General features: G+C 73.8%; 19 protein-coding genes. 12 read left to right on the forward strand and 7 right to left on the reverse strand.

Annotated elements, in window-relative coordinates; all coding sequences use genetic code 11:
- Positions 1 to 133: 133 nt before the first annotated feature.
- The 3 genes from V5P93_RS18630 (at position 134) to V5P93_RS18640 (ending at position 7,917) form a co-directional block, all read left to right on the forward strand.
- On the forward strand, positions 134 to 2,506 hold the full coding sequence (locus tag V5P93_RS18630; RefSeq protein ID WP_104481361.1) for a helix-turn-helix domain-containing protein: 2,373 nt from the start codon (positions 134 to 136) through the stop codon (positions 2,504 to 2,506).
- Positions 2,507 to 2,726: 220 nt separating this feature from the next.
- Positions 2,727 to 7,352 (forward strand): family 43 glycosylhydrolase, encoded by a 4,626-nt coding sequence (locus V5P93_RS18635; protein WP_219824094.1) that lies wholly within the window; start codon positions 2,727 to 2,729, stop codon positions 7,350 to 7,352.
- A gap of 124 nt (positions 7,353 to 7,476) precedes the next feature.
- Positions 7,477 to 7,917 (forward strand): hypothetical protein, encoded by a 441-nt coding sequence (locus tag V5P93_RS18640; RefSeq protein ID WP_104481362.1) that lies wholly within the window; start codon positions 7,477 to 7,479, stop codon positions 7,915 to 7,917.
- 9 nt (positions 7,918 to 7,926) lie between these two features.
- Here the strand turns inward: V5P93_RS18640 and V5P93_RS18645 are convergent, their stop codons facing one another.
- Both V5P93_RS18645 and V5P93_RS18650 read right to left on the reverse strand, forming a co-directional pair.
- Positions 7,927 to 8,520 (reverse strand): hypothetical protein, encoded by a 594-nt coding sequence (locus V5P93_RS18645; RefSeq protein WP_104481363.1) that lies wholly within the window; start codon positions 8,518 to 8,520, stop codon positions 7,927 to 7,929.
- A gap of 63 nt (positions 8,521 to 8,583) precedes the next feature.
- Entirely contained in the window at positions 8,584 to 8,844 is a 261-nt protein-coding gene (locus V5P93_RS18650) for a hypothetical protein (protein WP_104481364.1), read from the reverse strand.
- A gap of 180 nt (positions 8,845 to 9,024) precedes the next feature.
- Here V5P93_RS18650 and V5P93_RS18655 point away from each other — a divergent pair, with 180 nt between their 5' ends.
- Positions 9,025 to 10,920: a hypothetical protein gene (locus V5P93_RS18655; RefSeq protein WP_146108227.1), complete on the forward strand. Its 1,896-nt coding sequence runs from the start codon at positions 9,025 to 9,027 to the stop codon at positions 10,918 to 10,920.
- A gap of 4 nt (positions 10,921 to 10,924) precedes the next feature.
- Here the strand turns inward: V5P93_RS18655 and V5P93_RS18660 are convergent, their stop codons facing one another.
- Positions 10,925 to 11,905 carry a hypothetical protein gene (locus V5P93_RS18660; RefSeq protein WP_104481365.1) on the reverse strand — a complete coding sequence of 327 codons (981 nt, stop codon included), beginning with the start codon at positions 11,903 to 11,905 and terminating at the stop codon, positions 10,925 to 10,927.
- Positions 11,906 to 12,111: 206 nt separating this feature from the next.
- Here V5P93_RS18660 and V5P93_RS18665 point away from each other — a divergent pair, with 206 nt between their 5' ends.
- Both V5P93_RS18665 and V5P93_RS18670 read left to right on the forward strand, forming a co-directional pair.
- Positions 12,112 to 12,318 (forward strand): hypothetical protein, encoded by a 207-nt coding sequence (locus V5P93_RS18665; protein WP_146108228.1) that lies wholly within the window; start codon positions 12,112 to 12,114, stop codon positions 12,316 to 12,318.
- A 50-nt stretch (positions 12,319 to 12,368) separates the two neighbouring features.
- Entirely contained in the window at positions 12,369 to 13,181 is an 813-nt protein-coding gene (locus V5P93_RS18670) for a DUF3097 domain-containing protein (protein WP_104481401.1), read from the forward strand.
- An 8-nt stretch (positions 13,182 to 13,189) separates the two neighbouring features.
- Here V5P93_RS18670 and V5P93_RS18675 read toward each other — a convergent pair whose 3' ends face one another.
- Complete coding sequence (locus tag V5P93_RS18675; RefSeq protein ID WP_104481402.1) at positions 13,190 to 13,735, reverse strand: DinB family protein; 546 nt, start codon at positions 13,733 to 13,735, stop codon at positions 13,190 to 13,192.
- 86 nt (positions 13,736 to 13,821) lie between these two features.
- On the opposite strand from V5P93_RS18675, the gene V5P93_RS18680 reads away from it, so the two are divergent.
- From V5P93_RS18680 to V5P93_RS18695, 4 genes are all read left to right on the forward strand, one after another.
- On the forward strand, positions 13,822 to 14,250 hold the full coding sequence (locus V5P93_RS18680; RefSeq protein WP_104481367.1) for an NfeD family protein: 429 nt from the start codon (positions 13,822 to 13,824) through the stop codon (positions 14,248 to 14,250).
- Positions 14,251 to 14,290: 40 nt separating this feature from the next.
- Complete coding sequence (locus tag V5P93_RS18685; RefSeq protein ID WP_104481403.1) at positions 14,291 to 15,502, forward strand: SPFH domain-containing protein; 1,212 nt, start codon at positions 14,291 to 14,293, stop codon at positions 15,500 to 15,502.
- Positions 15,503 to 16,375: 873 nt separating this feature from the next.
- Positions 16,376 to 17,581 (forward strand): MFS transporter, encoded by a 1,206-nt coding sequence (locus V5P93_RS18690; protein WP_104481370.1) that lies wholly within the window; start codon positions 16,376 to 16,378, stop codon positions 17,579 to 17,581.
- A 66-nt stretch (positions 17,582 to 17,647) separates the two neighbouring features.
- Positions 17,648 to 17,764, forward strand: coding sequence for an HU family DNA-binding protein (locus tag V5P93_RS18695; protein ID WP_104481371.1), 117 nt, complete (start codon positions 17,648 to 17,650; stop codon positions 17,762 to 17,764).
- A gap of 11 nt (positions 17,765 to 17,775) precedes the next feature.
- Here the strand turns inward: V5P93_RS18695 and V5P93_RS18700 are convergent, their stop codons facing one another.
- From V5P93_RS18700 to V5P93_RS18710, 3 genes are read right to left on the reverse strand one after another with little or no spacing between them, the layout of a single operon-like run.
- Positions 17,776 to 18,873, reverse strand: coding sequence for a DNA glycosylase AlkZ-like family protein (locus tag V5P93_RS18700; RefSeq protein WP_104481372.1), 1,098 nt, complete (start codon positions 18,871 to 18,873; stop codon positions 17,776 to 17,778).
- 12 nt (positions 18,874 to 18,885) lie between these two features.
- Positions 18,886 to 19,854 carry a sucrase ferredoxin gene (locus V5P93_RS18705; protein ID WP_245931540.1) on the reverse strand — a complete coding sequence of 323 codons (969 nt, stop codon included), beginning with the start codon at positions 19,852 to 19,854 and terminating at the stop codon, positions 18,886 to 18,888.
- Positions 19,851 to 20,831, reverse strand: coding sequence for a YafY family protein (locus tag V5P93_RS18710; RefSeq protein WP_181043713.1), 981 nt, complete (start codon positions 20,829 to 20,831; stop codon positions 19,851 to 19,853). Before V5P93_RS18710 ends, V5P93_RS18705 begins: the two co-directional genes overlap by 4 nt.
- Positions 20,832 to 20,894: 63 nt before the next feature.
- On the opposite strand from V5P93_RS18710, the gene V5P93_RS18715 reads away from it, so the two are divergent.
- Together V5P93_RS18715 and V5P93_RS18720 are read left to right on the forward strand one after the other, a co-directional pair.
- The gene (locus V5P93_RS18715) at positions 20,895 to 21,992 is read left to right on the forward strand and encodes a winged helix DNA-binding domain-containing protein (protein ID WP_104481374.1); all 1,098 of its coding nucleotides are present in this window, start codon (positions 20,895 to 20,897) and stop codon (positions 21,990 to 21,992) included.
- A 156-nt stretch (positions 21,993 to 22,148) separates the two neighbouring features.
- Entirely contained in the window at positions 22,149 to 22,988 is an 840-nt protein-coding gene (locus V5P93_RS18720) for an SRPBCC domain-containing protein (protein ID WP_104481375.1), read from the forward strand.
- Position 22,989: the final 1 nt, after the last annotated feature.

A 22,989-nucleotide genomic window follows, 5' to 3' on the forward strand; every position in this document is an offset into this window, starting at 1 on the left:
CGTCCGCGCTCCCGGCGCCACGCGGAACCACCGGCAGGAGGGCGGGGAACCGGCAGGATTATCCGCCTTGCCGGTGGTGGCCAGGGACCGTGGTCCCTGGAAGTCGTCCGGCGGGCCGTGATTCATTGGGCGCATGTCCACCGCGTCGGGGGAGCCGAGTCCCGAGGTCTTCAGCACGTTGTTGCGCACCCACCGGGAGCGGGCCCGGTTGACGCAGGAGGAGCTGGCCGAGCGGGCGGGGGTCAGCGTCCGGGCGATCAGCGACATCGAGCGCGGGGTGGCGCGGAGCCCGCAGCGGCGCACGGTCACGGCGTTGGCGGGCCATCTGTCGTTGTCCGAGGTCGAGGTGGTGGAGTTCCTGGCCTCGGCGAGGTCGGCGCGGCCGAGGGTGGTGCCGCCGCCGCCCGCCACGACGGGCGCGCCGGTGTTCAGCCCGGCGGTGGTCGGTGTGCTGCCGCCCGCGATCGATGACCTGGCGGGGCGCGCCGAGGAGTTGGCGCAGGTGCGGGAGTTGGCGGAGGCGGTCGCGGCGGGTGGTAGGGCCGGGCAGGTGTTGGTGCTCAGCGGCCCGCCCGGCACGGGCAAGACGGCGGTGGCGACCAGTGCCGCGCACGCGTTGGGTGAGTTGTTCCCCGACGGGCAGATCTTCCTGCGGCTGCGGGGCATGTCCGATGGGCCGGGCACCCCGGCGGATCTGCTGCACGTGGTGCTGCGGTCGATGGGGGTGGATGGTGTGCGGGTGCCTGCCGAGGTGGAGCAGCGCGCGAACCTGTGCCGGTTGCTGCTGCGGGACCGGCGGGCGTTGATCGTGCTCGACGACGCCGCGGACGAGGCGCAGGTGCGGCCGCTGCTGGTCGGTGGGCGCCGGTGTCTGACGTTGGTGACGAGCAGGCAGATGTTGGTCGGTCTCGCCGGGGTGCGGCGGGCCGCGTTGGACGTGTTGGGGCGGGCGGCGGCGGTGCGGTTGGTGACGACGATCGTCGGCGCGGACCGGGTGGCCGACGAGCCGGGGGCGGCGGCGGAGCTGGTCGAGTTGTGCGGGCGGTTGCCGTTGGCGCTGCGGATCGCGGGGAACCGGTTGGCGAGTCGGCCGCGGTGGCCGATCGGCCGGTTGGTCGGGCAGTTGCGCGACCAGGGCAGGCGGTTGTCCGCGCTGACGGCGGGTGATCTGCGGTTGCGGGGTGTGTTCGACCTGTCGTACCGGCAGTTGAGTGAGCGGGCGGCGACGGCGTTCCGCAGGTTGGCGTTGGTGCCGGGGGCTGATTTCGCGGCGGGCGGGGTGGTGGCGCTCACCGGGGCGACGCCGGACGAGGCCGATGACCTTCTGGAGGAGTTGGCCGACGCGAGCCTGTTGCAGCCGTCGGCGGAGGGCCGGTACCAGTTCCACGACCTGCTGCGGGTGTTCGCCGCGGAGTGCCTGGCGCGCGATGAGCCGCCCGGGGTGGTGGCGGAGGCCGGGGGGCGGTTGACGGCGTGGTTGGTGGGGGCGGCGACCGGTGCGGCGGGCGGCTACTTCCGGCCGTCGGGCGCGCCGCGGGTGCCGTGCCCGGAGTTGGCCGATCACGTCGCGGCGGCGCGGTGGCTGGAGGTGGAGCGGGTCAACTGGCTGGCGGCGTTGCGCGCCACCTCCGCGCGCGGCGGGCACGAGGAGGTGATCGCCTTGGCTCGGGCGATGCACTGGTACTCCGAGATCGGCGGCACGGCGGCGACCTGGCACGAGGTGTTCAGCCTGGGCCTGGAGTCGGCGCTGGCCCTGGGTGATCGGCACGCCGAGGCGACGTTGCGCAACTTCCTGTCCTGGACCGAGTTCACCCTGTTCGACCGCCCCGTGGCGGCCGCCGAGATGGCGCGGGCGGCCCGGGTGGCGGCCGAGGCGGTGGGGGACCTGAGGGAGCAGGCGTGGTCGCGGGTCTACCTGGCCAACAGTGCCCCGGACGCCGACCAGGCGTGGCTGCTCGACGAGGCGGTCGACCTGTTCGACCGGGCCGCGGACCCGCTCGGTCTGCACCTGGCGCGGATGTTCCGGGGCGGTAACCGTCACCGGCGCGGTGATTTCCACGGCGCCGCCGAGGAGTACGCGACGTGTGTGGCGTATTTCGCGCATCCCACCGGGGAGAGCACGCCGGTGGACAGCACGCTGCGGGGCTACCTGCTGTGGCGCTCGGCGCAGAACCTGGCGGCGCTCGGGTCGCCGGAGCCCGCGTTGGCGCAGTGCGCGGAGGCGCTGTCGTTGTTCCGCGCCACCACGGCGGTGATGGGGGAGGCGACCGTGCTGCAGACGTGGGGTTCGCTCTCGCGTGGGCTCGGTGACCTCGACGGCGCCCGGACCCGGTTGGCGGCGGCGCTGGACCTGTTCGGCCGCATGGGGCAGCCCCTGCGGCAGATCGAGACCCTGGGTGAGTTGGCCGGGATCGCCGACGAGACCGGTGACCCCGACACCGCCCGCGCGCACCGCGAGCACGCGTCCGGTCTGCGCGCGGCCCTCGCGGAAACGAATTGCGGGTGACGGTCCGGGCAAGCGCCCGAAAACGGAGATGCCGGAGTCCGTATCAGAACAAAATGGGTGGTAGAATCCTGCCGACCCCATAGAGATATGTCCGGTTCGAGTTTTTCGGGCAGACATCCGGGATTTTCGGGCAGGTTCCGGTTCGATGCGGGCAACGAATTTCGCGGGTTTCAGGTGAATTGCTCGCGGGGTCGGTCTGTGACGTGGTTACGTTTCTTTCATGTCATTTCCTCACATATTCCGGCGCGCCCGCGCGCGTCGTCGGCGCGCCGCGCGGTGGCGGGCGCGTGAGCCGGTCGCGGTCGGGCTCGCCCTGGTGCTGGCGCTCACCGGTGTCGCGGTGCCGTCGGTGGCGCGGGCGCGGGCGAACGACGACTCGCCGCTGGACCGCACGACCCTGATCACCAACAACATGCAGGGCCGCACGTCCGGGGGTGACGCGGCGGGCAAGTGGTCCCTCGACGTGCACGCCTACGCCCGCAACGCCCGCGTCGTGCTGCTGCAGGAGGTCGGCAGCGGCGGCCCGCCCGGGGCGGGGGACGGGGTGGACTGGTGGACCCCGGCTCCGGAGCGGCGCCGCTACACCCACTACGAGTGGCGGCCGGGCGGCGACCGGGACACCACGACGTACAACGTCTACTACGCCCAGACCCAGGGCGGCACGAACGCCCCGGAGACCGACAACCAGGGGCGGGTGAACATCGCGATCGTGACCCGTGACCAGCCCAACGAGGCGCGGATCGTGGAGAACCCGGTCGCGGCGGGTCGCAACGCGCTCGGTATCCGGTTCGGCAACCACTGGTACTTCACCATGCACGCCCTGTCGGGTACCGGCAACGACGTCGTGCCGATGCTCAACCGGATCGAGGACCGGGTCCGGGCGTGGGCGGCGGAGGCGGGCCTGAACCCGCGCGACGCCCAGTGGACCGTCGGCGGCGACTTCAACCTCGACCCCGACGAACTGCGGGCCCGCGGCGGTTACCCGTCGAACGCGGTGATCCGCAACTCCGGCCGGGCGACGCACCTGCGGGGCGGGGAGCTGGACTACTTCGTCACCACCGAGATCAACTACACCCGGGTGCCCGACCGGGAGGACATGCGCTCCTCGGACCACCTGGCGGTCCGGTTGGGGCCGCTGCAGGCGGCGGCGGGCAGTCCGCCGACGGCGACGATGCGGGTGAACACGACCGCGAACCTGGTGCACGCCGACAAACCGCCCGGCGCGTGGATCGGCACCACCCTGGCCGGGATGCTGGGCGCGCTGGCCATCCTGGTCTCCCGCAAACGCGACGGGCAGGTGGAGCTGGTCGGCTCCCAGTCGGCGGGCAACGGCCTGAACTACACGGGCAAACCCGGCGACGACACGACCCGGCTGGTCAAGCGCGGCGAGGGCGACATCCCCGAGTACCAGCCCAACGTGGCGCTGGTGCAGGCCGGGCTCAACGACGTGCTGGCCGGTCGGCAGGACGGGCTCGCGGGCAGGCTGGGGAGCCTGGTCGCCGAGGCGCGGGCGGTGAACCCGGAGATCGTGGTGGGCCTGGCCGAACTCACCCCCGCCGCCGACCCGCAGACCCAGCGGCGGATCACCGAGGTGAACACCGCGATCCGCGCGCTGGTGGCCGACGAGCAGCGGGCCGGGCACAAGGTGCTGCTGGTCGCCATGTGGGAGGTCACGACGGGTGACCTGGACTCCGACGGGCTCAGCCCGAACGACGCGGGCGCCCGCAAGATCGCCGCCGCGTTCGCGGGCACCGTCACCGACGCCCAGATGCGGGGCTGGGTGGTGGAGCCGAACAACAACCGGCTCGACCGGCTGCCCGAACCGACCGTGGGCCGCACGAGCATCCGCAACGCCGACCCCAGCGTGATCCGCGTGGGGAGCACCTACTACTCGGTGGAGTCGAGCTACGGCCGGATCATGGTGCGGTCGGCGTCGAGCCCGGAGGGGCTCGGCGACTCGCTGCGGTCCCTGGTGTGGGCCGACAACGGGCTCGGCGAGATCTGGGCACCCGAGCTGACGCGGATCGGCGACCGGTACTACATCTACTTCTCCGCCGGCAGAGGCGCCGCGCACCGGATGTACGTGATCGGCTCCGACGCGCCGGACCGCGACTACGGCCGAGAACGGAAACTGGGCCTGCCCGACGACAAATGGGCGATCGACGGCGCCGCGTTCACCTTCGACAACCAACTCTGGTTCGTGTGGTCCGGCTGGGAGGGCGACACCAACGTCGAACAGAACCTCTACCTGGCGCGCATGAACGACCCCACCACCCCGACCGGCGCCCGGTTCCGGATCTCGCAGCCCCGCGAGCCGTGGGAGCGGGTGACCGGCGACCCGTACATCAACGAGGCGCCGGAGCCGATCAAGGACCCGAACGGGCGGTTGCACATCGTGTACTCGGCCAACGGGTCGTGGACGGACAAGTACTGCCTGGGCGACCTGCGGCTCAAAGCCGGGGGCAACCCGGAGTACGTGTGGGACTGGTACAAGTCCAACGGCTGCGTGATGGGCTCCGACGGCGCGAGCATGATGTCGGGCTGGACGGCCACGGCGAACGTCAACGGCCCCGGGCACCACAGCTTCGTGCTGGAGAACGGCGACATCGGCACCAGCCCGCCCGCCGGGCGCAAGTTCCCGCTGGTGTACCACGGCGTGCCCAAGGGCATGACCTACAAGTGGGACAACCGGGTCTGGTACTCCGGCGGGTTCACCTGGTGGAACAACATCCCCTACGGGCGGCGGAACGTGCCGGGCGACAACGTCGACACCGGCTACAGCCTGGGGTTCTTCGAGGACGCGAACGCGCCGCTGCCCCCGCCGCCGGTGGTCCGGCCGCCGACCACACCGGGCCCGCCGGGGCAGAGCATCCGCAACGCGGACCCGAGCGTGATCCGCGTGGGCGCCACCTACTACTCGGTGGAGTCCGACGGCGGCAACATCTACTCCCGCTCCGCCCCCGACATCCACGGCCTGGCCGACGCCGAGCGCAGGCTGATCTGGTCGGCGCCGCGGAACCTGCCGAACCTGTGGGCGCCGAAGATCACGCGCCTCAACGCCGCGCTCGGCACCCAGGTGTACGCGGTGTACTTCGCCTCCGGCGACGGCCAGGGCGGGCAGCGCATGTACTACACGTGGTCGAACGTGCCGGACCGGGCGTTCAGCGAGCCGATGAAGCTGGCCCTGCCCGACGACAAGTGGTCGGTGGACGGGTCGGCGTTCTACTTCGGCGACAAGATGTGGTTCGTGTGGTCGGGGTGGGAGGGCGACACCAACGTCGAGCAGAACCTGTACCTCGCGGAGATGACCAGCCCGTCCAACGTCACCGGCAGGCGGTATCGGATCTCGCAGCCCCGCGAGCCGTGGGAGCGGATTACCGGCAACCCGTACATCAACGAGGCCCCGGCGCCGATCCGCGACCCGAACGGGCAGTTGCACATCGTGTACTCGGCCAACGGGTCGTGGACCGACCACTACTGCGTCGCGGACCTGCGGCTGCGCCGGGGCGGGGACCCGACGTACGTGTGGGATTGGTACAAGTCCAACGGCTGCGAGTTCGGGTCCTACCGGGCCACGATCGCGAAGGGCTGGGACCCGACGCTCTACGTCGACGGCCCCGGCAGCCACAGCTTCGTGCTCGAGTACGGCGACATCTCGACCAGCCCGCCCGCCGGGCCCAGGTTCCCGCTGGTGTACCACGCCGTCCCCAAGGGCACGCCCTACAACTGGGCGAACCGGCACTGGTTCACCGGCACGTTCAGCTGGTGGGGCAACAGCACCTACAGCCGCCAGAACGTACCCGGTGACAACAGCGACACCGGGTACGGCCTCAAGTTCTTCGAGGACGAACCCACCACCGGCGCCCCGGGCCAGACCGCCATCCGCAACGCCGACCCCAGCGCGATCCGGGTCGGCGGCACCTACTACTCGGTGGAGTCCGAGGGCGGCGGCCTCTACGTCCGGCAGTCGTCCTCGCCCACCGGGCTCGGCGGCGCCGCGCGGAGCAGGATCTGGACCGACCCGGGGTTGGGCGAGGTGTGGGCGCCGGAACTGGTGGTCATCGGCGGCCGCTACTACGTGTACTTCTCCGCCGGGAGCGGCAACGCCCACCGGATGTACGTGATCAGCTCCGACCGGCCGACCACCGGCTACGGCGACCACCGGAAACTGGCGCTGCCCGACGACAAGTGGGCCGTGGACGGCACCGCGTTCACCTTCGACAACCAACTCTGGTTCGTGTGGTCCGGCTGGGAAGGCGACACGAACGTCGAGCAGAACCTGTACCTGGTCCGGATGAGCGATCCGACCACACCCACCGGCCCCCGTGCCCGGATCTCCCAACCCCGGGAGCCGTGGGAGCGGGTCGTCGGCAACCCGTACATCAACGAGGCACCCGCCCCGATCCGCGACCCCGACGGGCAACTGCACGTCGTGTACTCGGCCAACGGGTCCTGGAGCGACCAGTACTGCCTGGCCGACCTGCGGCTGCGCAAGGGCGGGGACCCCACCTACGTGTGGGACTGGTACAAGTCCAACGGCTGCCAGTTCGGCTCCAACCGCGACTCCATCATGGACGGCTGGGACCCCACGCTGTGGGTCAACGGGCCCGGCAGCAACAGCTTCGTCCTGGAGAACGGCGACATCGGCACCAGTCCACCCGCCGGACAGCCGTTCCCGATGATGTACCACGCGGTCCCCAAGGGCACGCCGTACTCGTGGGACAACCGGCTGTGGCACACCGGCACCTTCATGTGGTGGGGCAACAGCACCTACCGCCGCCAGAACGTGCCCGGCGACAACAGCAACACCGGGTACGGCGTGAAGTTCTTCGAGACGCCACCCTGACCCGACCGGCCGTAGAAGGGGGCGCGCATCCACCGGGTGCGCGCCCCCCTCACGTTGGGGGGTGTCGCGCGACCGGGTTGTCGTTTACGCTGCCGCCGCAGGTCAGCGCAGCATAGGAGGGGACGTGGGTTTCTCCGGTACTTACCGTTACGACGGCACCCGGTGGCACGAGTTGGAGGGGTGGAGCCAGGCTGAGCACCCCGGGCGGTGGTTGGCGGTCGTCATCTTCGACAGCGACCTCGCCGAGGTCCGGTACCAGCCCGCCGGGCCCGGTACCGGCTCCGCGTTCCTCGGCTACACCCCACGCGACTACTTCGGCGACGAGGACGCCTCCGCCCCCACCGACGTGCCCCGCGAGGCCGCGGGCCTGGCCGCGTGGTGGGCCGACGGCGACGACGCGGCCGACACCGACGGCAAGGCCGGGGAGATCGAGGGATTCCTCGCCGCCGACGACGCGCCGCACGTCCACCCGAAGACCGACGACGCCGACCTCTTCGTGGAGATCAAGGCCGCGCGTTTCCTCACCGCGCTCGGCCTGCCGCTGCCGCCCGCCCTGGCACGCTGAGCGAACCGGTCAACCGTGCTCCTCGCCGACCGGCGCGGTGGCCACGGGGTCCTCGGCCGGTGCCGACGCGCCGAGGGTCTCGGCCAGGTCGGCGAAGCCCAGGTGCGCGAGCCGCGCGGCGAGGCGCCGGGCCTCGACCGGGTCGGTCCGGCCGAGGCCGTCGACGGTGATCAGCCGCTCGAGCACCTGGTGGACGATCGACAGGACCACATCGGGCAGGTCGGGGAAGGCGAACCGGTAGAACGGGTGCTCCACGACCGGGGCGACGGTCTCGACCACGACCGCGCGCAACTCCCGCGCCGTGGCGGACGCGGAGAGGCGGCCGGTGTCGCGCGCGGCGAAGACCTCTCGGAACACGCCGCGCAGGTGGCCGTACCGCTGCGGGAACACCCGGTTCAGGTAGAGCACCGGCAGCGACCGCAGCACCGCGTCCCGCAGCGGCCCCGGTTCGGGCCGCGGGGCCACCCCGGCCTCGTCGAGGACACCGCCGAGCCAGTCCGCGACGACCACGGCCAGCGCCACGTCCTCGGGCCCCGTGAAATCGTGGACCGGATCCCGCCGCCATTCCCGGGAGAACGCCGCCTGGGCGGCGCGCCTGCTCACCGGCGGGCTCCCGAGTGGACGCGCCCCCGGTCCGGCGGCCGCGCCGGAGAGGGGCGACGCCCGTCAACGGATGTCGACACGGTTCCAGAAGTACCAGCCCGCGCCGCGACCGCGGTTGTCCGGGTCGGACGCGTAGTAGTGGCAGTCGTAGCTGTACCAGTAGGGCGGGTCCCACAGGCCGTCGGAGACGCTGTCGCAGTACTGCTGGTCGGCGTAGGCGCCCAGGTTGTAGGTGGCCCAGATGCCCGCGCTCGCCGGTGTGGCCCCGGCGATCGTCGCCGTCACGGCGGCGGCCGCGGCGGCCAAGGCCGCTATCTTCCCCATCGCTGTCCCCTTTCGACTTCCGGTGGGCGAACGATCACACGCCGGGTGCCCACCGGGCCATGATCGTCACTCCGGTGCAGCAACGCGTACCCGACCGTCGGCCGCCGCACGGCCGCCGCGGTTGGGATGACCGGCCGCGGAACGGGGATATCGGGTTGGCGCCGGTGGGAGACTGCCGGGATGGGGAAGCGGGCGTTCGACACGCGGTTGCTGGGGGAGCTGGCCGAGCGCGGCGTGCCCGAGGGGCGGGTGCTGCTGCTGCAAGGGGTGCTGGCCGGTGTGGACCCGGCGGCGGTGTTCTGCGGCCACGCCTCCGGGCTGGCCGGGCTGGTGACCGAACTGCCGCGGGTCGCGGCGGCGCTGGCGCACTACGAGGTCGAGCGGCAGCCGACGCCGCGGCAGCTCAACCGGTTGTGCGTCAACGCCGCCGAGCGGGTGCGGGCCGTGGTGGCGGCGTGGGGGTCCGAGCCGGTGCTGGTGGCCGCGCGCGAGGCGTTGGACGACGCGCGGCGGGCGATCGCCGCGGACGGGACCGGTGTGCGGGCGGGGGAGTTCGCGGCGCGGGTGGACGCGGCGGTGGCCGGGCTGCCGGGGCTGCTGCGGCGCCGGTTCACCCGCGCCTGGGCCGAGCGCGGCGGGGACCTGGTGGCCGACCAGGTGGCGTGCCTGCTCGCCGTGGCGGACCGCGACCCCGCGTTCGTCGTCCAGGACCTGGTCCGGGTCGCCGCCCGCCTCAAGTCTCACCGTGAAGTCGAGGTTGAGGGTGAGGCTGAAGTGGAGGGTGAGGTCGTGTGGTCGGCGCTGCTGCCCGACGCCACCGATCACCAGGTCGCGCTGGTGGTCCGCGGCACCGGCGCCCTGTCGGACCTGCCCGCGTTCGAACCCGACGCCCGCCAGTGGCCGCTGCGGGCCGCAGCCGACGCGCGTTGGGGCCCCACCACCGACCGGCTGCGGCACTTCGTCGCCGGACTCCCCCCGGGCGAGGGCACCCTGGTGACCCTGCGGGTGCGGGCCCGCGACCGGCCGTCGGCGGCCCGACTCGCCCGACGCCGACTCGTCGAGGCACTCGACCAGTACCACGCCGGCAACCGGCTCCTGGACCTGCGCCTGGACCCGGTCGCCCTGGTCGCCGAGGGACACCACACCTGGCAGGAGGCACCCGCGGTGCCCCGCCGCACCCGCGAGGCCCGCCCGCTGACCGTCACCGCCCTGCCCGACCGGGTGCGGCGCGCGCTGCGCATGGCCCGCGTGGCGTCCTCGACGGACTCTCCACACGCGACAGCGGCCCTGTCGTGGTCGGCGGTCGAGGCGTCCGGTGTGCAGAACCGCTCCCACCTCGCCGCCGCACTGTCATTGCAGTGCCTGCGCCAGGAACTCGTGCTGGCCCACCGCCGCCTCCGCTGGTCGCTGAGCGCCGCCGCCGCGCACCGGGCGTGGCTGGTGACGGTCGCGCGGTCCCACGTGGACCACACCCACCGCTCGGTCCGCCGCTGCCCGCCCGGCCACCCGCGCCTGGCCGCGCTGCGCCGCGAACTCGCCGACGCCGAGGCCGGACTCACCCGCGCGCTCGAGCCCGCCGCACGCCACCCCCACGACGACGCCTCGCCCGGCGGGCTCGACGTCAACCGCTGGGCGTGGACGGTCTCCGACGTCCCGACCACCGACGAGCACGTCCTGCGCGCCCGCGAGGCCCTGGCCGCGCTGACCCCGCACCCGCTGGCCCGCCACGACCTGGCGCGGTGGCGCGCCCTGCTGGGCTCCCCCGAGGCCTGCGAACACCGGCTCACCGAACGCGGCGAACGGATGATCACCGTCCTCGACGGCCTCTACGCGACCCGGAACCTGACCCTGCACTCCGGGGTGTTCACCGGCTCCGGTGACGCCGTGCACGGCGCCGGGGCCCGCAAGCTCGCCGACGTCGTCCTGGAGATCCTGGGCAACTGGTACGGCCGCGGCGGCACCGGCACCCCGGAGGAGGTCATCGCCGAACTGGGCCGCCGCAGGCGCGCGATCGCCGGCGTGCTGCCGGTGACCCTGGACTTCGCCGCCCTCACCGGCCCGGACTTCCGCGGGTGAGCGGTCAGTACGGGTAGTCCTGCGTCATCGGCAGCGGACGGCAGCCCTGGCAGGCGTTGCGGCCCGGTCGCAGCAACCCCAGCCGCTGCCCGCACCGGGTGCAGTGCAGGGGCGCGGGACCGGTGTCGGTGAGCACCGTGTCCGGGGCGTAGGCGCCGGGCTCGCCGGTCAGCTCCTCGAACACCCGACGGCTTCGCGGCGGCACCAGGTAGACGTAGCCGTGCTGCTCGACGAGCGGTTCCAGCTCCCCGGCCGGGACCATGGCGGCCACGTCGTCGATGGTCAGCCCGCGCAGGGGCACGGGTTTGGGGTGGTAGCGGCCGCAGGGCCCGCGGTGGGACTCCGGGCAGCGGCCGAAGTCGTCGTAGGCGCAGCGGGCCGCGGTGATCGTGCGCAGACCTGTCGCGGTCGCCGAGCGGCGGGAGGGCAGGTCGTCCCAGCTGACCCGGTTGCAGCCGACCGAGGGGACGTGGTGGAACCAGGCCGGGGTGTGGTCGGCGTCGGCGAACCACACCGGCAGCCACCCCGACCGGTAGGACGCGGTCGCGTCGGCGGTGGCCTCGGCCGCGGTGACGTCGGTGCGGCGCAGCTCCACACCGGTGCCGCGCGGCCCGGCGATGGCGACGTCGAGGATCGTGTCGGCGGGGGTGCGGACCTCGCGCGCGGTGGGCAGCCCGGCCTCGTCGGCGGCGCGGGTCCAGTAGTCCTGCTGGCGCCGGTGGTGCTCGCCGCGCGCGCTGACCGGGTGCCCGGGCTCGTGGGTGCGGTGGTCGAAGTGCACGGCGCGGTGCCCGCCGACGTGGTCCTGGACGTAGAGCTCGCCGTCGCCGGTGCGGTCGCCGGGCAGGCACAGCAGGACCCGGTCGCCGCGGCGCAGCTGCCGGGCCAGGCCGGTGACCAGGCGGAAGTCGTCGCCGCCGAGGCGGGCGAGGTCCAGGACGCGGTCGGGCCCGGCGGGGTCGGGTCGGTAGCGGACATAGGTCACCTGCCGTTGCACCTCCCCGCCTCGCAAGATGTGCGTCTACCAGCGATTCTACGGGCGGCGCCGCCCCGGCGGCGGGGCCGGAGGAGGTATCTCGTGCGCTGTTCGGCGGCACCGGATGCGTTCACCGCTCGGCACACTGGGCACGGCGAACGGCGAGACGTCACAAGAGGGGGACGCACGTGCGGGACGCGCACCCGGTGGTTGTGATGATCGTGAACGTGCTCAGCGTGCTGCTGGGCGTGAGCGGGGTGGTCTGGGGCATCTGGATGTGGGTGGCGACCGAGCAGCGGTGGTGGGAATGCCTGCTCGTCATCTTCGTGGGGTGGTGGACGACGACCGTGCCCGCCGTCCTGCGCGCGGGCCGGGAGGCGCCGCCGTCGGTGGGCGGGGACCCGGGGCACGACCACCTCTGACCGGCGTGGCCTCCACGGCGCGGGCGGGGCCGGTCGCTAGCGTGTCGGCCGTGCGCTCCCACGACTACGGCGACATCCTCGCCGGCAAGCCCCGCAAGTCGATCCCCGAGGTCGTGGCCGAGCCCGGGCTGGTGGTGGAGGACCCGGCGAGCGGGTTCTGCGGCGCGGTGGTGCGCTTCGAGCTGGGCAACGTCGTGCTGGAGGACCGGCACGGTCGCCACCGGCTGTTCCCGTTGAAGCCCGCCGGTTTCCTCGTCGACGGCACACCGGTCACCCTCCTCCGCCCGGCTCCCGGGAAGACGGCGGCGGCGCCCGCCCGGTCGGCGTCGGGGTCCACGCGGGTGGCGGGGCTGCGTGCGCGCACCGCTCGGGAGAGCCGCATCTGGGTGGAGGGCGTGCACGACGCCGAGCTGGTGGAGCTGGTGTGGGGCCATGACCTGCGCGTCGAGGGGGTCGTGGTCGAGCCGCTCGACGGGGTGGACAACCTGCCCGAGCGGGTCGCGGAGTTCGGGACCGGCCCGGGCAGGCGCCTGGGGGTGCTGGTCGACCACCTGGTGGCGGGCAGCAAGGAGTCCCGGATCGTCGACGGGCTGCGCGACGGGAACGTGCTGGTGACCGGCCACCCGTACGTGGACGTGTGGGAGGCGGTGAAGCCGTCGGTGCTGGGGATCGCGGCGTGGCCGCGGGTGCCGCGCGGCGTGGAGTGGAAGCAGGGCGTGTGCGCGGCGCTGGGCTGGGGCGAACCCGCGGACGGGTGGCGTCGGGTCCGCGCCGCGGTGCGCGGTTTCCGCGACCTGGAGCCGCCGCTGGTCGGCGCGGTCGAGCGGTTGATCGACTTCGTCACCGAACCGGCCGAGGACTAGGCGCCGGGTCAGGGCTGCCGGAAGGTCCGGGCGACCCGTTCCGGTTCCGCGCGCCGGTCACCGGGGGCCGGGCGGGCCGCGGTGTCCACACCGACCGCGCCGTCGAGCTGCTCGCGCAGGATGTCGGCGTGCCCGGCGTGCCGGTTGGTCTCGGTGAGCAGGTGGACCAGGACGGCGAACAGGGTGACGTCGGGTTCGGGCCACCACGGCACGCGGCCGGGCGCGTCGAGGGGCAGGTCGGTGACGGTGGCGGCGGAGTGCGCCCACACGCGCCGGTACCGGTCGACGATGTCCGCGCTGCTCTCCCGCTCGGTGGCCCACATGTCCGTGCCGCGCGCGGGCAGCGGTTCGGGGAAGGGGCGGTCGAACACCTCGCCGAGGTAGCGGGCCTCCCAAGTGGACAGGTGTTTGACCAGGCCGAGCAGGTTGGTGCCGGAGTCGGTCAGCGGGCGGCGCAGGTCGTACTCGCCCAACCCGTCGAGCTTGGCCAGCACCGCGTCGCCGATCCAGCGCAGTTCGCCGTGCAGGTGGGTTTTCAGGTCGTCGTCGGTCACGGCGCGAGCCTGCCGCACCGGGGGTGATCGGCGCCAACCCGGTCGATCATCCCCGGAACGGGGTCCGGATCTGCCAGGATGGCGGCATGGCGGCGCTGATCTGGCTGGTGGTCGGGGTGCTGCTGATGCTCGCCGAGGTGCTGTCGGGCGACTTCGTGCTGCTGATGCTGGGCGCCGCGGCGGTGGCCGGTGCGGGCGCGGAGGCGCTGATCGGGTCCACGGTGGTGAGCGCGGCGGTGTTCGCCGCGGTCGCCCTGGGCCTGACCACCCTGGCGCGGCCGGTGCTGCGGCGGCGGATCACCGCGCCGCAGACGCGGGACAACGTGGCGGCGCTGGTGGGGACGCGGGCGGTGGTGACGACCCGGGTGGACGAGCACGGCGGCCGGGTGCGGTTGCGGGGGCAGGAGTGGTCGGCGCGGTCGCTGGACCACACGCAGGTTATCGAGCCGGGGACCCAGGTGACGGTCATGGAGATCGCCGGGGCCACGGCGGTGGTGTTCGCCGACCACCCGTAGTGGTCGGGCGCAGGGTGTTGCTGGTTGGTTGGAGGCTGTGGTGGAGCTACCGGTCGTCGTCGCGTTGGTCGTGGCGTTCTTCGTGTTGGTGCTGGTGTTCAAGTCGATCAAGGTGATCCCGCAGGCGCAGTCGGCGGTGATCGAGCGGTTGGGCCGGTTCCGCACCGTGGCCGAGCCGGGGCTGAACTTCCTGGTGCCGTTCTTCGACAAGATCCGGGCCCGGATCGACCTGCGCGAGCAGGTGGTGTCGTTCCCGCCGCAGCCGGTGATCACCCAGGACAACCTGACGGTGTCGATCGACACCGTCGTGTACTTCCAGGTCACCGACTCCCGCGCCGCGGTCTACGAGATCGCCAACTACATCATCGCCGTGGAGCAGCTGACCACGACGACGCTGCGCAACGTGGTCGGCGGCATGAGCCTGGAGGAGACGCTGACCTCCCGCGACCACATCAACGGCCAGCTGCGCGGGGTCCTCGACGAGGAGACCGGCCGGTGGGGCATCCGGGTGGCGCGGGTGGAGCTCAAGGCGATCGACCCGCCGCCGTCCATCCAGGACTCGATGGAGAAGCAGATGCGCGCCGACCGGGAGAAGCGCGCCATCATCCTCACCGCCGAGGGCCAGCGGGAGGCGGCGATCAAGACCGCGGAGGGCAACAAGCAGTCGCAGATCCTCGCCGCCGAGGGCGCCAAGCAGGCCACGATCATGGCCGCCGAGGCCGAGCGGCAGTCCCGGATCCTGCGCGCCCAGGGCGAACGCGCCGCCCGCTACCTGCAGGCCCAGGGCCAGGCAAAGGCGATCGAGAAGGTGTTCGCCGCGATCAAGGCGGGCCGCCCCACCCCGGAGGTGCTGGCCTACCAGTACCTGCAGACGCTGCCGGACATGGCGCGCGGCGACGCGAACAAGGTGTGGATGATCCCGACCGACTTCGGCAAGGCACTGGAGGGTTTCGCCCGCCAGTTCGGCATCCGCGGCGACGACGGCGTGTTCCGCTACGAGCAGCCCACCGAGGAGCCGGTGACCTCGTCGCCGCAGTCGGATGAGGAGGAGGTCGCGCAGTGGTTCGACACCTCCACCGACCCGGAGGTGGCGCGCGCGGTGCGCGCCGCGGAGGCGGTGGCCAGCAAGACCGTCGAGGACCCGCTGGTGCCGCCCGCCCCGGTGGCGCCCCGGCACCGCGCGCCGATCGAGGACGCCACCGACGAGGACCGCACGGTGTCCATCCAGCCGCCGCCGCGCCCGGAGGCGTGACCCACCGCGGGGTCGCGCTGAGGAGGAGGCGCAGCCGTGCCGGACAGTGAGGCCGCGTCCCGCGTGCTCCGCCGTCTCGCCGACAACACGAGCGACGCCCCGGGGCCGCCCGGGGCGGGCGCGTACCACCACGTGCACACCGTCGGCCGATTACCGCGCGACGGAATCGGCGATGGGTGGGCGCGTGGTGGCCGCGTCGGTCGTGGGGTCCGAGCGCGGGCAGTGGGTCGCCGCGGACGGGTCCGGGCGCGTGGACGTCGTCGAGGAGGGCGCGAGCGTTCGCCCGACGGGCGACTACGGGCCGGGGGAGTTGTCCGCGGATTTCTCGTGGCGGCCGATCCGGTGGCCGTCGCGGAACGTCTGCGGGAGGGGAACCCCGACGGTTCGGCGGCTCGGGCGATGAAGGTGTTCGCGGGTGTCTGGAAGCAGCGCCTGCTGCTTAGCGACCTCGCCGGGTGTCCGGACATCTCGACGGCGCCGGTACCCGCGCCCTTCCGGGGGGAGACCGGTCGTGGCGGTCGGGCACGTCGACCACCGGAGACGAACGCCGCGCGTGTTGGTGTTCGACGAGCGCACCGGCGCGCTCACGGGCGAGGAAGTGACGGCGTTGGAGGGTTCTCGCCCGGGCGTCGCCCCGTCCGGCGTGGTCAACACGACCACGTGGGTGTCGTCGGGGTACGCGGACACGACGGTCCCCGCGCTAGCCGCGCCGGCGTTTCCCGTGTCCCGTCGAAGGGGTTGGCCGCTACCCGCGTAGAGACCTGGATCACATCGTTGGAGTTCCTGGTGTCGCAGAAGGGTGATCGGCGCTCCACGGACGGGTGACGGGGAAATCCGTTCGGTGTCGGGCACGCTCCCAGTCACCATGGCGGGGTGACCGCTGTCGCCGATTCCCCGTCGCCCGTCCGTGTCCGGTCGTACCTGCCGTTGGCGTCCACGTGCCTGGCGGTGGGGATCGCGACGGCGTTGGCGACACCGTTCCTGTCGCTGTTCCTGACCCGGGAACTCGGCGCGGACCCGGTGGCGCTGGGCGGGTTCCTGCTGGCCACGCCGATCGCCGGGGTGGTGGTGAGCACGCTGATCGGCCGGTTGTCCGACCGGCGGGAGATCCGGCGCCTGGTGCTGCTGGTCGGGGGTGTGGCGGGCGCGGCGGGGTGGGCGGCGTTCGTGGTGGTGCGCGACTACTGGGCGCTGCTGGCGGTGTCGGTGACGGTGATCGCGGTGTCGGCGGCGCTGATCCCGCAGGTGTTCGCCTTCGCCCGGCAGGTGAGCGAGCGGTCGGGCTCGTCGCGGGCGCCGGTGGTGGTGAGCGCGCTGCGCACGGTGATCTCGGTGTCGTGGGTGGCGGGCCCGCCGCTGGCGGCGCTGCTGCTGGCCACGACGGGGTTCAAGGGCCTGTTCGCGGCGGTCGCGGTCTGCTACGCGGCCGTGGCGGCGTTGACGGTGTGGCTGCCGCGGGCGAGCCCGGAGACAACGGCCCCGCCCGCGGACGCGGCGGGGGAGGGCGGGGCGTCGTCGCGGTTGTGGTTGGCGGTCCCGGCGCTGGTGCTGATCCAGGCGGCCGGGGGCCTGGGGGTGACGACGATGCCGCTGTTCGTGTCGGAGACCCTGCACGGCACCGAGGCCGAGGCGGGCCTGGTGCTGGGGTTGTGCGCGGCGCTGGAGATCCCGCTGATGGTGTGGTTCGGGGTGCTGGCCACCCGGGTCAGCCAGTACCTGCTGGTCCTGGGCGGCGCGGCGCTGGCGATCGTCTACCACGCGATCATGGTGGCCACCGGCCAGGTGTGGCAGGTGGCGGCGGCGCAGGTGGTCAACGCGGTGGTGATCGCCGCGGTCGCCGGCGTGGGGATCTCGTACTTCCAGTCGCTGGCGCCGGGACGCCCGGGAGCGGCGACGACGATGTTCAGCAACACCACCGTGACCGGGATGATGATCTCGGGCCCGCTGCTGGGCGTCGCGGCGAAGGTCGGCTACCGGTACTCGTACCTGATGTCCGCGGTGATGGTGGCCCTCGGCGTGGCCCTGCTGGCGGCGGCACGCCCCCGGCCACAGGCGGGCGTCATCCGGAACGCGCAGTAGGCGCGCTGTTGCCGCGCCGGCTCGGCGATTCACCCGTAGTGGACCTGCGCAGCGCCACCACGCGCGGTGGAATGCGGACCCGGCCGCAACCCCAAGACCGGTGAGGCGATCAGCATCCCGCCGACCAGGGTGGTCAAGTTCAGCAGCGGCAAGGCGTTCAGGGACAGCGTCGCCGCGCACTGACCGGCCGCCGCTCAGGTGTGGGTGACGCGGGCCTCGGCGAACCCGCGCGCCGCCGCCGCGCGGTGGGCCTCCGCGTCGAGCAGGCCGCGGGTGGTTTTCGCCAGGGTGCCGAACGCGTCGACGGTGACGCCCAGTGCCTTGCCCGCGGCCTTGGTGCGCCACGTCCCGACGACCTCCCCGTCGACCAGGACCGCGCCCGGGTTGCCGATGACCTTCCACAGCCGCTTGCGGTGGGTCTCGTCGGGGACCAGCAGGTCCCGGTCGCGGCCCTGCAGCAGCGGGTCCAGCGCGGGCAGCAGCCGGGGCCCGGGCGGGTCCGGGGCGTCCCGCAGCGCGGCCAGGTCGGCCTCGGGCAGGTGCCGGACCGCGCCGTCCACGTCGACGGCGGCCAGGTCGGCGGGCCAGGCGGGTGTGGCCTGGGTCTGGGTGGTGTCGAGGAACCCGGCGAGGTCGGCGAGGGTCGCGGGGCCGTGCAGCCGCAGGTAGGCGTCGGCGACCGGGCCCGCGCCCGCGGGCCCGGCGGGGATCACCCAGTCGGGGTCGACCGGGGCGAGGACGGTGGGCCGGGACGCGGCGCGCACCCGCACCCCGGCGGCGAGCCCGACGAGCTGGAACAGGCTGCCGTAGACGTGGGTCGCCGCGCACACCGAGCAGTCGTAGGCGAAGGGCCCCGGCAGCAGCGCCGTCATCTCGCCGCTGACCTGGCCGCGCGGCTTGGGGGAGTCGACCACGGCGTGCATCGCGGCCACCCCCGCCGCGAACGCCGCCAGCCCCGGGTGCCCGGCGCGCCGCAACGCCGTCCCGCACGCGCCGAGGCGGGCCGTGGCGTCGGCGTCGGTGGCCGGGTACAGCGCGGCCGCCAACGCCGGGAGGTCCGCGCGGCGCAGCAGGTGCGGCGCGCCCCGGTGCGCCCACACGGTGACCAGCCGGTCGTCGTCGAGGTCGGTGCCCTCCGGCAGCCGCGCCGCCGCGGCCACCCTCGGGGACCCGCCGCCCGCGTCCTGGATCCCCAGCTCCAGCACCGCCAGCTCGTGCAGGGCGGTCGTCTCCCGGTGCAGGCCGTGGCGGGCGACGCGGTGGGCCAGGACCTGCGCGCGGGTCACTTTCACCGCGGCCTCCCTCTAGTCGATGCGGACAACCGTGTGCACGGTGGCCGGTCCGGGCTCCGCCCCGCAACTGGCGGGCCGGTCCGGGCCCGCCGCGCGCACCGCCACGGTCACCCGCCAGCCGCGCCCGTCGACGTGGGCGACCTGGACCCGCCAGTTCCCGTCCTCGTCGCGCTCGGGGTCACGCACCCGCAGCACATCGGCGTGGGTGGTGTTGGTCAGCTCCCGCACCGCCAACTCGGCGGCCTGCCCGGCGGGCGCCCACGTGGAGCGGCCCCGGCACCGGTCGACGACCACCCCCGGGTCGGCCAGCAGCGCCCGCGCCCGCGCGCCGTCGAGGTCGCCGTAGGTGTAGCCGGTGGGCAGCAGCAGCGCCGTGGGCGCGAACCGGTGCCCGCCGATGTGGGTGCACTCCCACGCGGCCTCCCCGTGCGTCGCCGCCAACTCCGCCGCGACCGGGCGCCCCGCCACCGCGCAGCACACGTCGCGGCGGCCGTTGGTGCACACCAGCAGCACCGGCCACGACACGACCTCCCCGAACCCGTCCGCGGCGCCGCCGCCCACCGCCGCGAAGTCCAGGTCCAGCAGGTGCTTGGGGTCGGTGAACACCTCCCGCCGCAGGAACGCGCGCCCCGGCGCGGTGTGCGCCAGGTACACCCTCCGGGGCGCGGGCCGGTGCCGGTCCGGGTGCGGGCCCGGCCGCCGGATCAGCACCACCCGCACCCCGGTCCCGGCGGCGCGCGCGGTCAGCTCCGCGGCCAGGCCGGAGTCGAGGTGGCTCTGGGCGAGCGCGTCGCGCCCCCACGGGCCGGGTTGTTCCACGCACAGCCAGGTGACCGCGGTGGCGGCGGTGCCCGCGAAGGGCTCGTCGAGTGCCCGCGAGCGCGCCGCGCAGGCGGTGGCGGGCAGCGGGGGAGGCGTCGTCGGCATCCGCACCAGACTCTCACGGCCGGTACCGCCGAACGAGTACTGCGCGCGTGTCACCCAGGTGAAGGGGTAGTGATCCCCTTCGACGCCGCGTGGGTCAGCCGGTGGGCCACCGCGGTCATCCGGTCGATGAGCTCCGGCGGGGAGCGGACCTCGAAGTCGCAGCCCAGCAGCGCCAGCCACATGCCCATCGCGTCGAGGTTGTTGCCGCCGGTGCGCAGCAGGCACCTGTCCTCGTCGATGGCCTCCAGTACCCCGGCGGTCGGGCTGACCTGCTCGGCGGCCCGCTCGGCCGACATGTGCAGCACGATCACGCCCTGGTAGCGGTAGGCGCCGTTGGACAGGCCGTAGGAGGCGTAGGCGGCCATGTCCTCCGACGGCGGCTCCCGCGGCGGGAACCGCGGACCCACCGGGGCGCGGGGGACGAGCCGGTCGACGCGGAAGGTGCGCCAGTCGTCGCGGTCGAGGTCGAACGCCACCAGGTACCAGCGGCGCCCCGTGTGCACCAGCCGCGACGGCTCCACCCGCCGGGGTGTCTCGGCGCCGTCGCGGCCCCGGTAGTCGAACCGCAGCGTCTGCCGGTCCCGGCACGCCCCGGCGATCACCGACAGGTGCTCCGGGTCCACCATCGGGCCCTCGCCGCGCAACGGCACCACCACCGACTGCAGCGCGTTGACCCGGTTGCGCAGCCGCGCGGGCAGCACCTGCTCCAGCTTCGCCAGCGCCCGCACCGACGTCTCCTCGATCCCCACCACGCCGCCGCCCGCCGCGCTGCGCAGCCCCACCGCGACCGCGACGGCCTCCTCGTCGTCGAGCAGCAGCGGCGGCAACGCCGCGCCCGCGCCGAGCCGGTAGCCGCCGGTGACGCCGGTGGAGGCGTGCACCGGGTAGCCCAGCGACCGCAGCTTCTCCACGTCGCGGCGCACGGTGCGGTCGGTGACGCCCAACTTCTCGGACAGGTCCGCCCCGGACCAGTCCCGCCGGGTCTGCAGCAGCGACAGCAGCCGCAACAACCGTGCCGAGGTCTCCACCATGACCCCAGTCTGACACCCGTTGCGGACGGATCCTGTCCGCAACAGGGCCTAGGCTCCACGCCTGTGACCGACGTGCTGACCCGCCGCGCCCGCAACCGCGCCCTGCTCGCCCGCCAGCTGCTGCTCGAACGCGCCCCCATGGGCGTCCTCGACGCCGTCGAGCACCTCGTCGGTCTCCAGGCCCAGGCACCCCACCCGCCCTACACCGGCCTGTGGTCGCGGCTGCGCGACTTCGCCTTCACCGACCTGTCCGACCTGCTCGCCGACCGCGCCGTCGTGCGGATCGCCCTGATGCGCTCCACCATCCACCTGGTCACCGCCCGTGACTGCCTCCCGCTGCGATCGGTGCTGCAACCCGGCCTGGACCGCGCCTTCCGCGGCGGCCACGGCCGCGCCTTCGAGGGCGTCGACCAGGACGCCATCGCCGAGGCGGGGGAGCGGCTGCTCGCCGAGACCCCCATGACCTTCGCCGAACTCGGCCGCGCTCTCGCCCTCCGCTGGCCCGACCTCGACCAGGACCGCCTCGCCGCCCTCGTGCGCACCCGCGTCCCCCTCGTCCAGGTCACCCCGCGCGGGCTGTGGGGCCGCTCCGGGCAGGCCCGCCACACCCCCGCCGCCACCTGGCTGGGGCAGACGCCCGCCCCGGCGTCCACCGTCGAGGACCTGGCGGTCCGCTACCTCGCCGCGTTCGGGCCCGCGAGCCCCGCCGACGCCCAGACCTGGTCCGGACTCACCGGCCTGCGCGAGGTCTTCGACCGCCTCGACCTGCGCGCCTTCCACGACGAGGACGGCCGCGCCCTCTACGACCTGCCCGACGCGCCGCGCCCCGACCCCGACACCCCCGCGCCGGTCCGGCTCGTCGCCGGGTTCGACAACCTCATCCTCTCCCACGCCGTCCGCGACCACGTCATCCCCGACCGGCACCGCGCCACCGTCGTCATGGGCACCGGCAACGGCATCGTCCGCCCCACGGTCCTCCTCGACGGCACCGTCGAGGCCATGTGGTCACTCGACCGCGGCAAACGCGCCGCCACCGTCACCGTCGAACCCTTCGGCACCCTGACCGCCCGCGCCCGCCGCGCCGTCGAGACCGAGGCCCACGCCCTGATGGCGGCCACCGACCCGGGCCTGGCCCACGAGTTCCGCGTCACCGAACCCTGACCGACGGACCCGTCGACCCCGCCCTCGTCCTCGTCGACGGGCTCGACCTCTGCCGCGCCGGGGTGTTCGTCCGCGTTCGCCGGGCCGTGAACGCCCCACCCGCCACACCAGTACATGCCTTGACGGGCATATTCCGTGGTCGATAAGTTCGGCGGTATGGACGCCACCCTCCACACCGACGCCGGACGCAACGTCCTGCGCTTCGAACGGACCCTGCGCCACCCACCCGACCGCGTCTGGCGCGCCATCACCGAACCCGAACACCTCACCCACTGGTTCCCCGCCGCCCTCACCGGCGACCGCGCCCCCGGCGCGGCCATCACCTTCACCTTCGCCGACGGCACCGACGGCGGAACCGGCACCATCACCACCTACGACCCGCCCCGCCGCCTCGCCTTCACCTGGGAGGGCGAACTCCTCGACCTCACCCTGACCCCCACCGGCACCGGCACCCGACTCGTCCTCACCCACCACTTCGACGACCGCCCCGCCGCCGCCTCCTTCGCCGCGGGCTGGGACAGCTGCCTGGCCGCACTCGCCGACACCCTCGACGGCACCCCCGCCCGCGCCCACGACCGGGCCGCCGCCCACGAGCACTACGCCGCCCGCTTCGACCTGCTGCGCGGCACCGCCGAACCCCAACCCGACGGCACCTGGCACGTCCGCTTCGAACGCCTGCTCACCGCGCCCGCCGACACCGTCACCCCCCTGCTCGCCGACCTCCTCGACACCCCCGCCACCACGACCGGCGCCACCACCGTCGCCCACCCCGCCGACGGCACCACCATCGACGTCACCCTCGACCCCGGACCCGGTGGCGCCCGCCTGCGCCTGCGCCACACCGGACTCGCCGAACCCCACGTCGTCGCCGCGCTCGTCCGCTGGCACACCGGCATCCGCGCCCTCGCCGCCCACCTCACGGGCACCACCCCCGGCGCCCCCGACGCCGACCTCGACACCTTCTACCAGGACGCGATCGGCGCCCCCATGCCGTAAA

Origin of the sequence: Actinokineospora auranticolor (genome assembly GCF_041897805.1) — a bacterium.
GTDB lineage: Bacteria > Actinomycetota > Actinomycetes > Mycobacteriales > Pseudonocardiaceae > Actinokineospora > Actinokineospora auranticolor.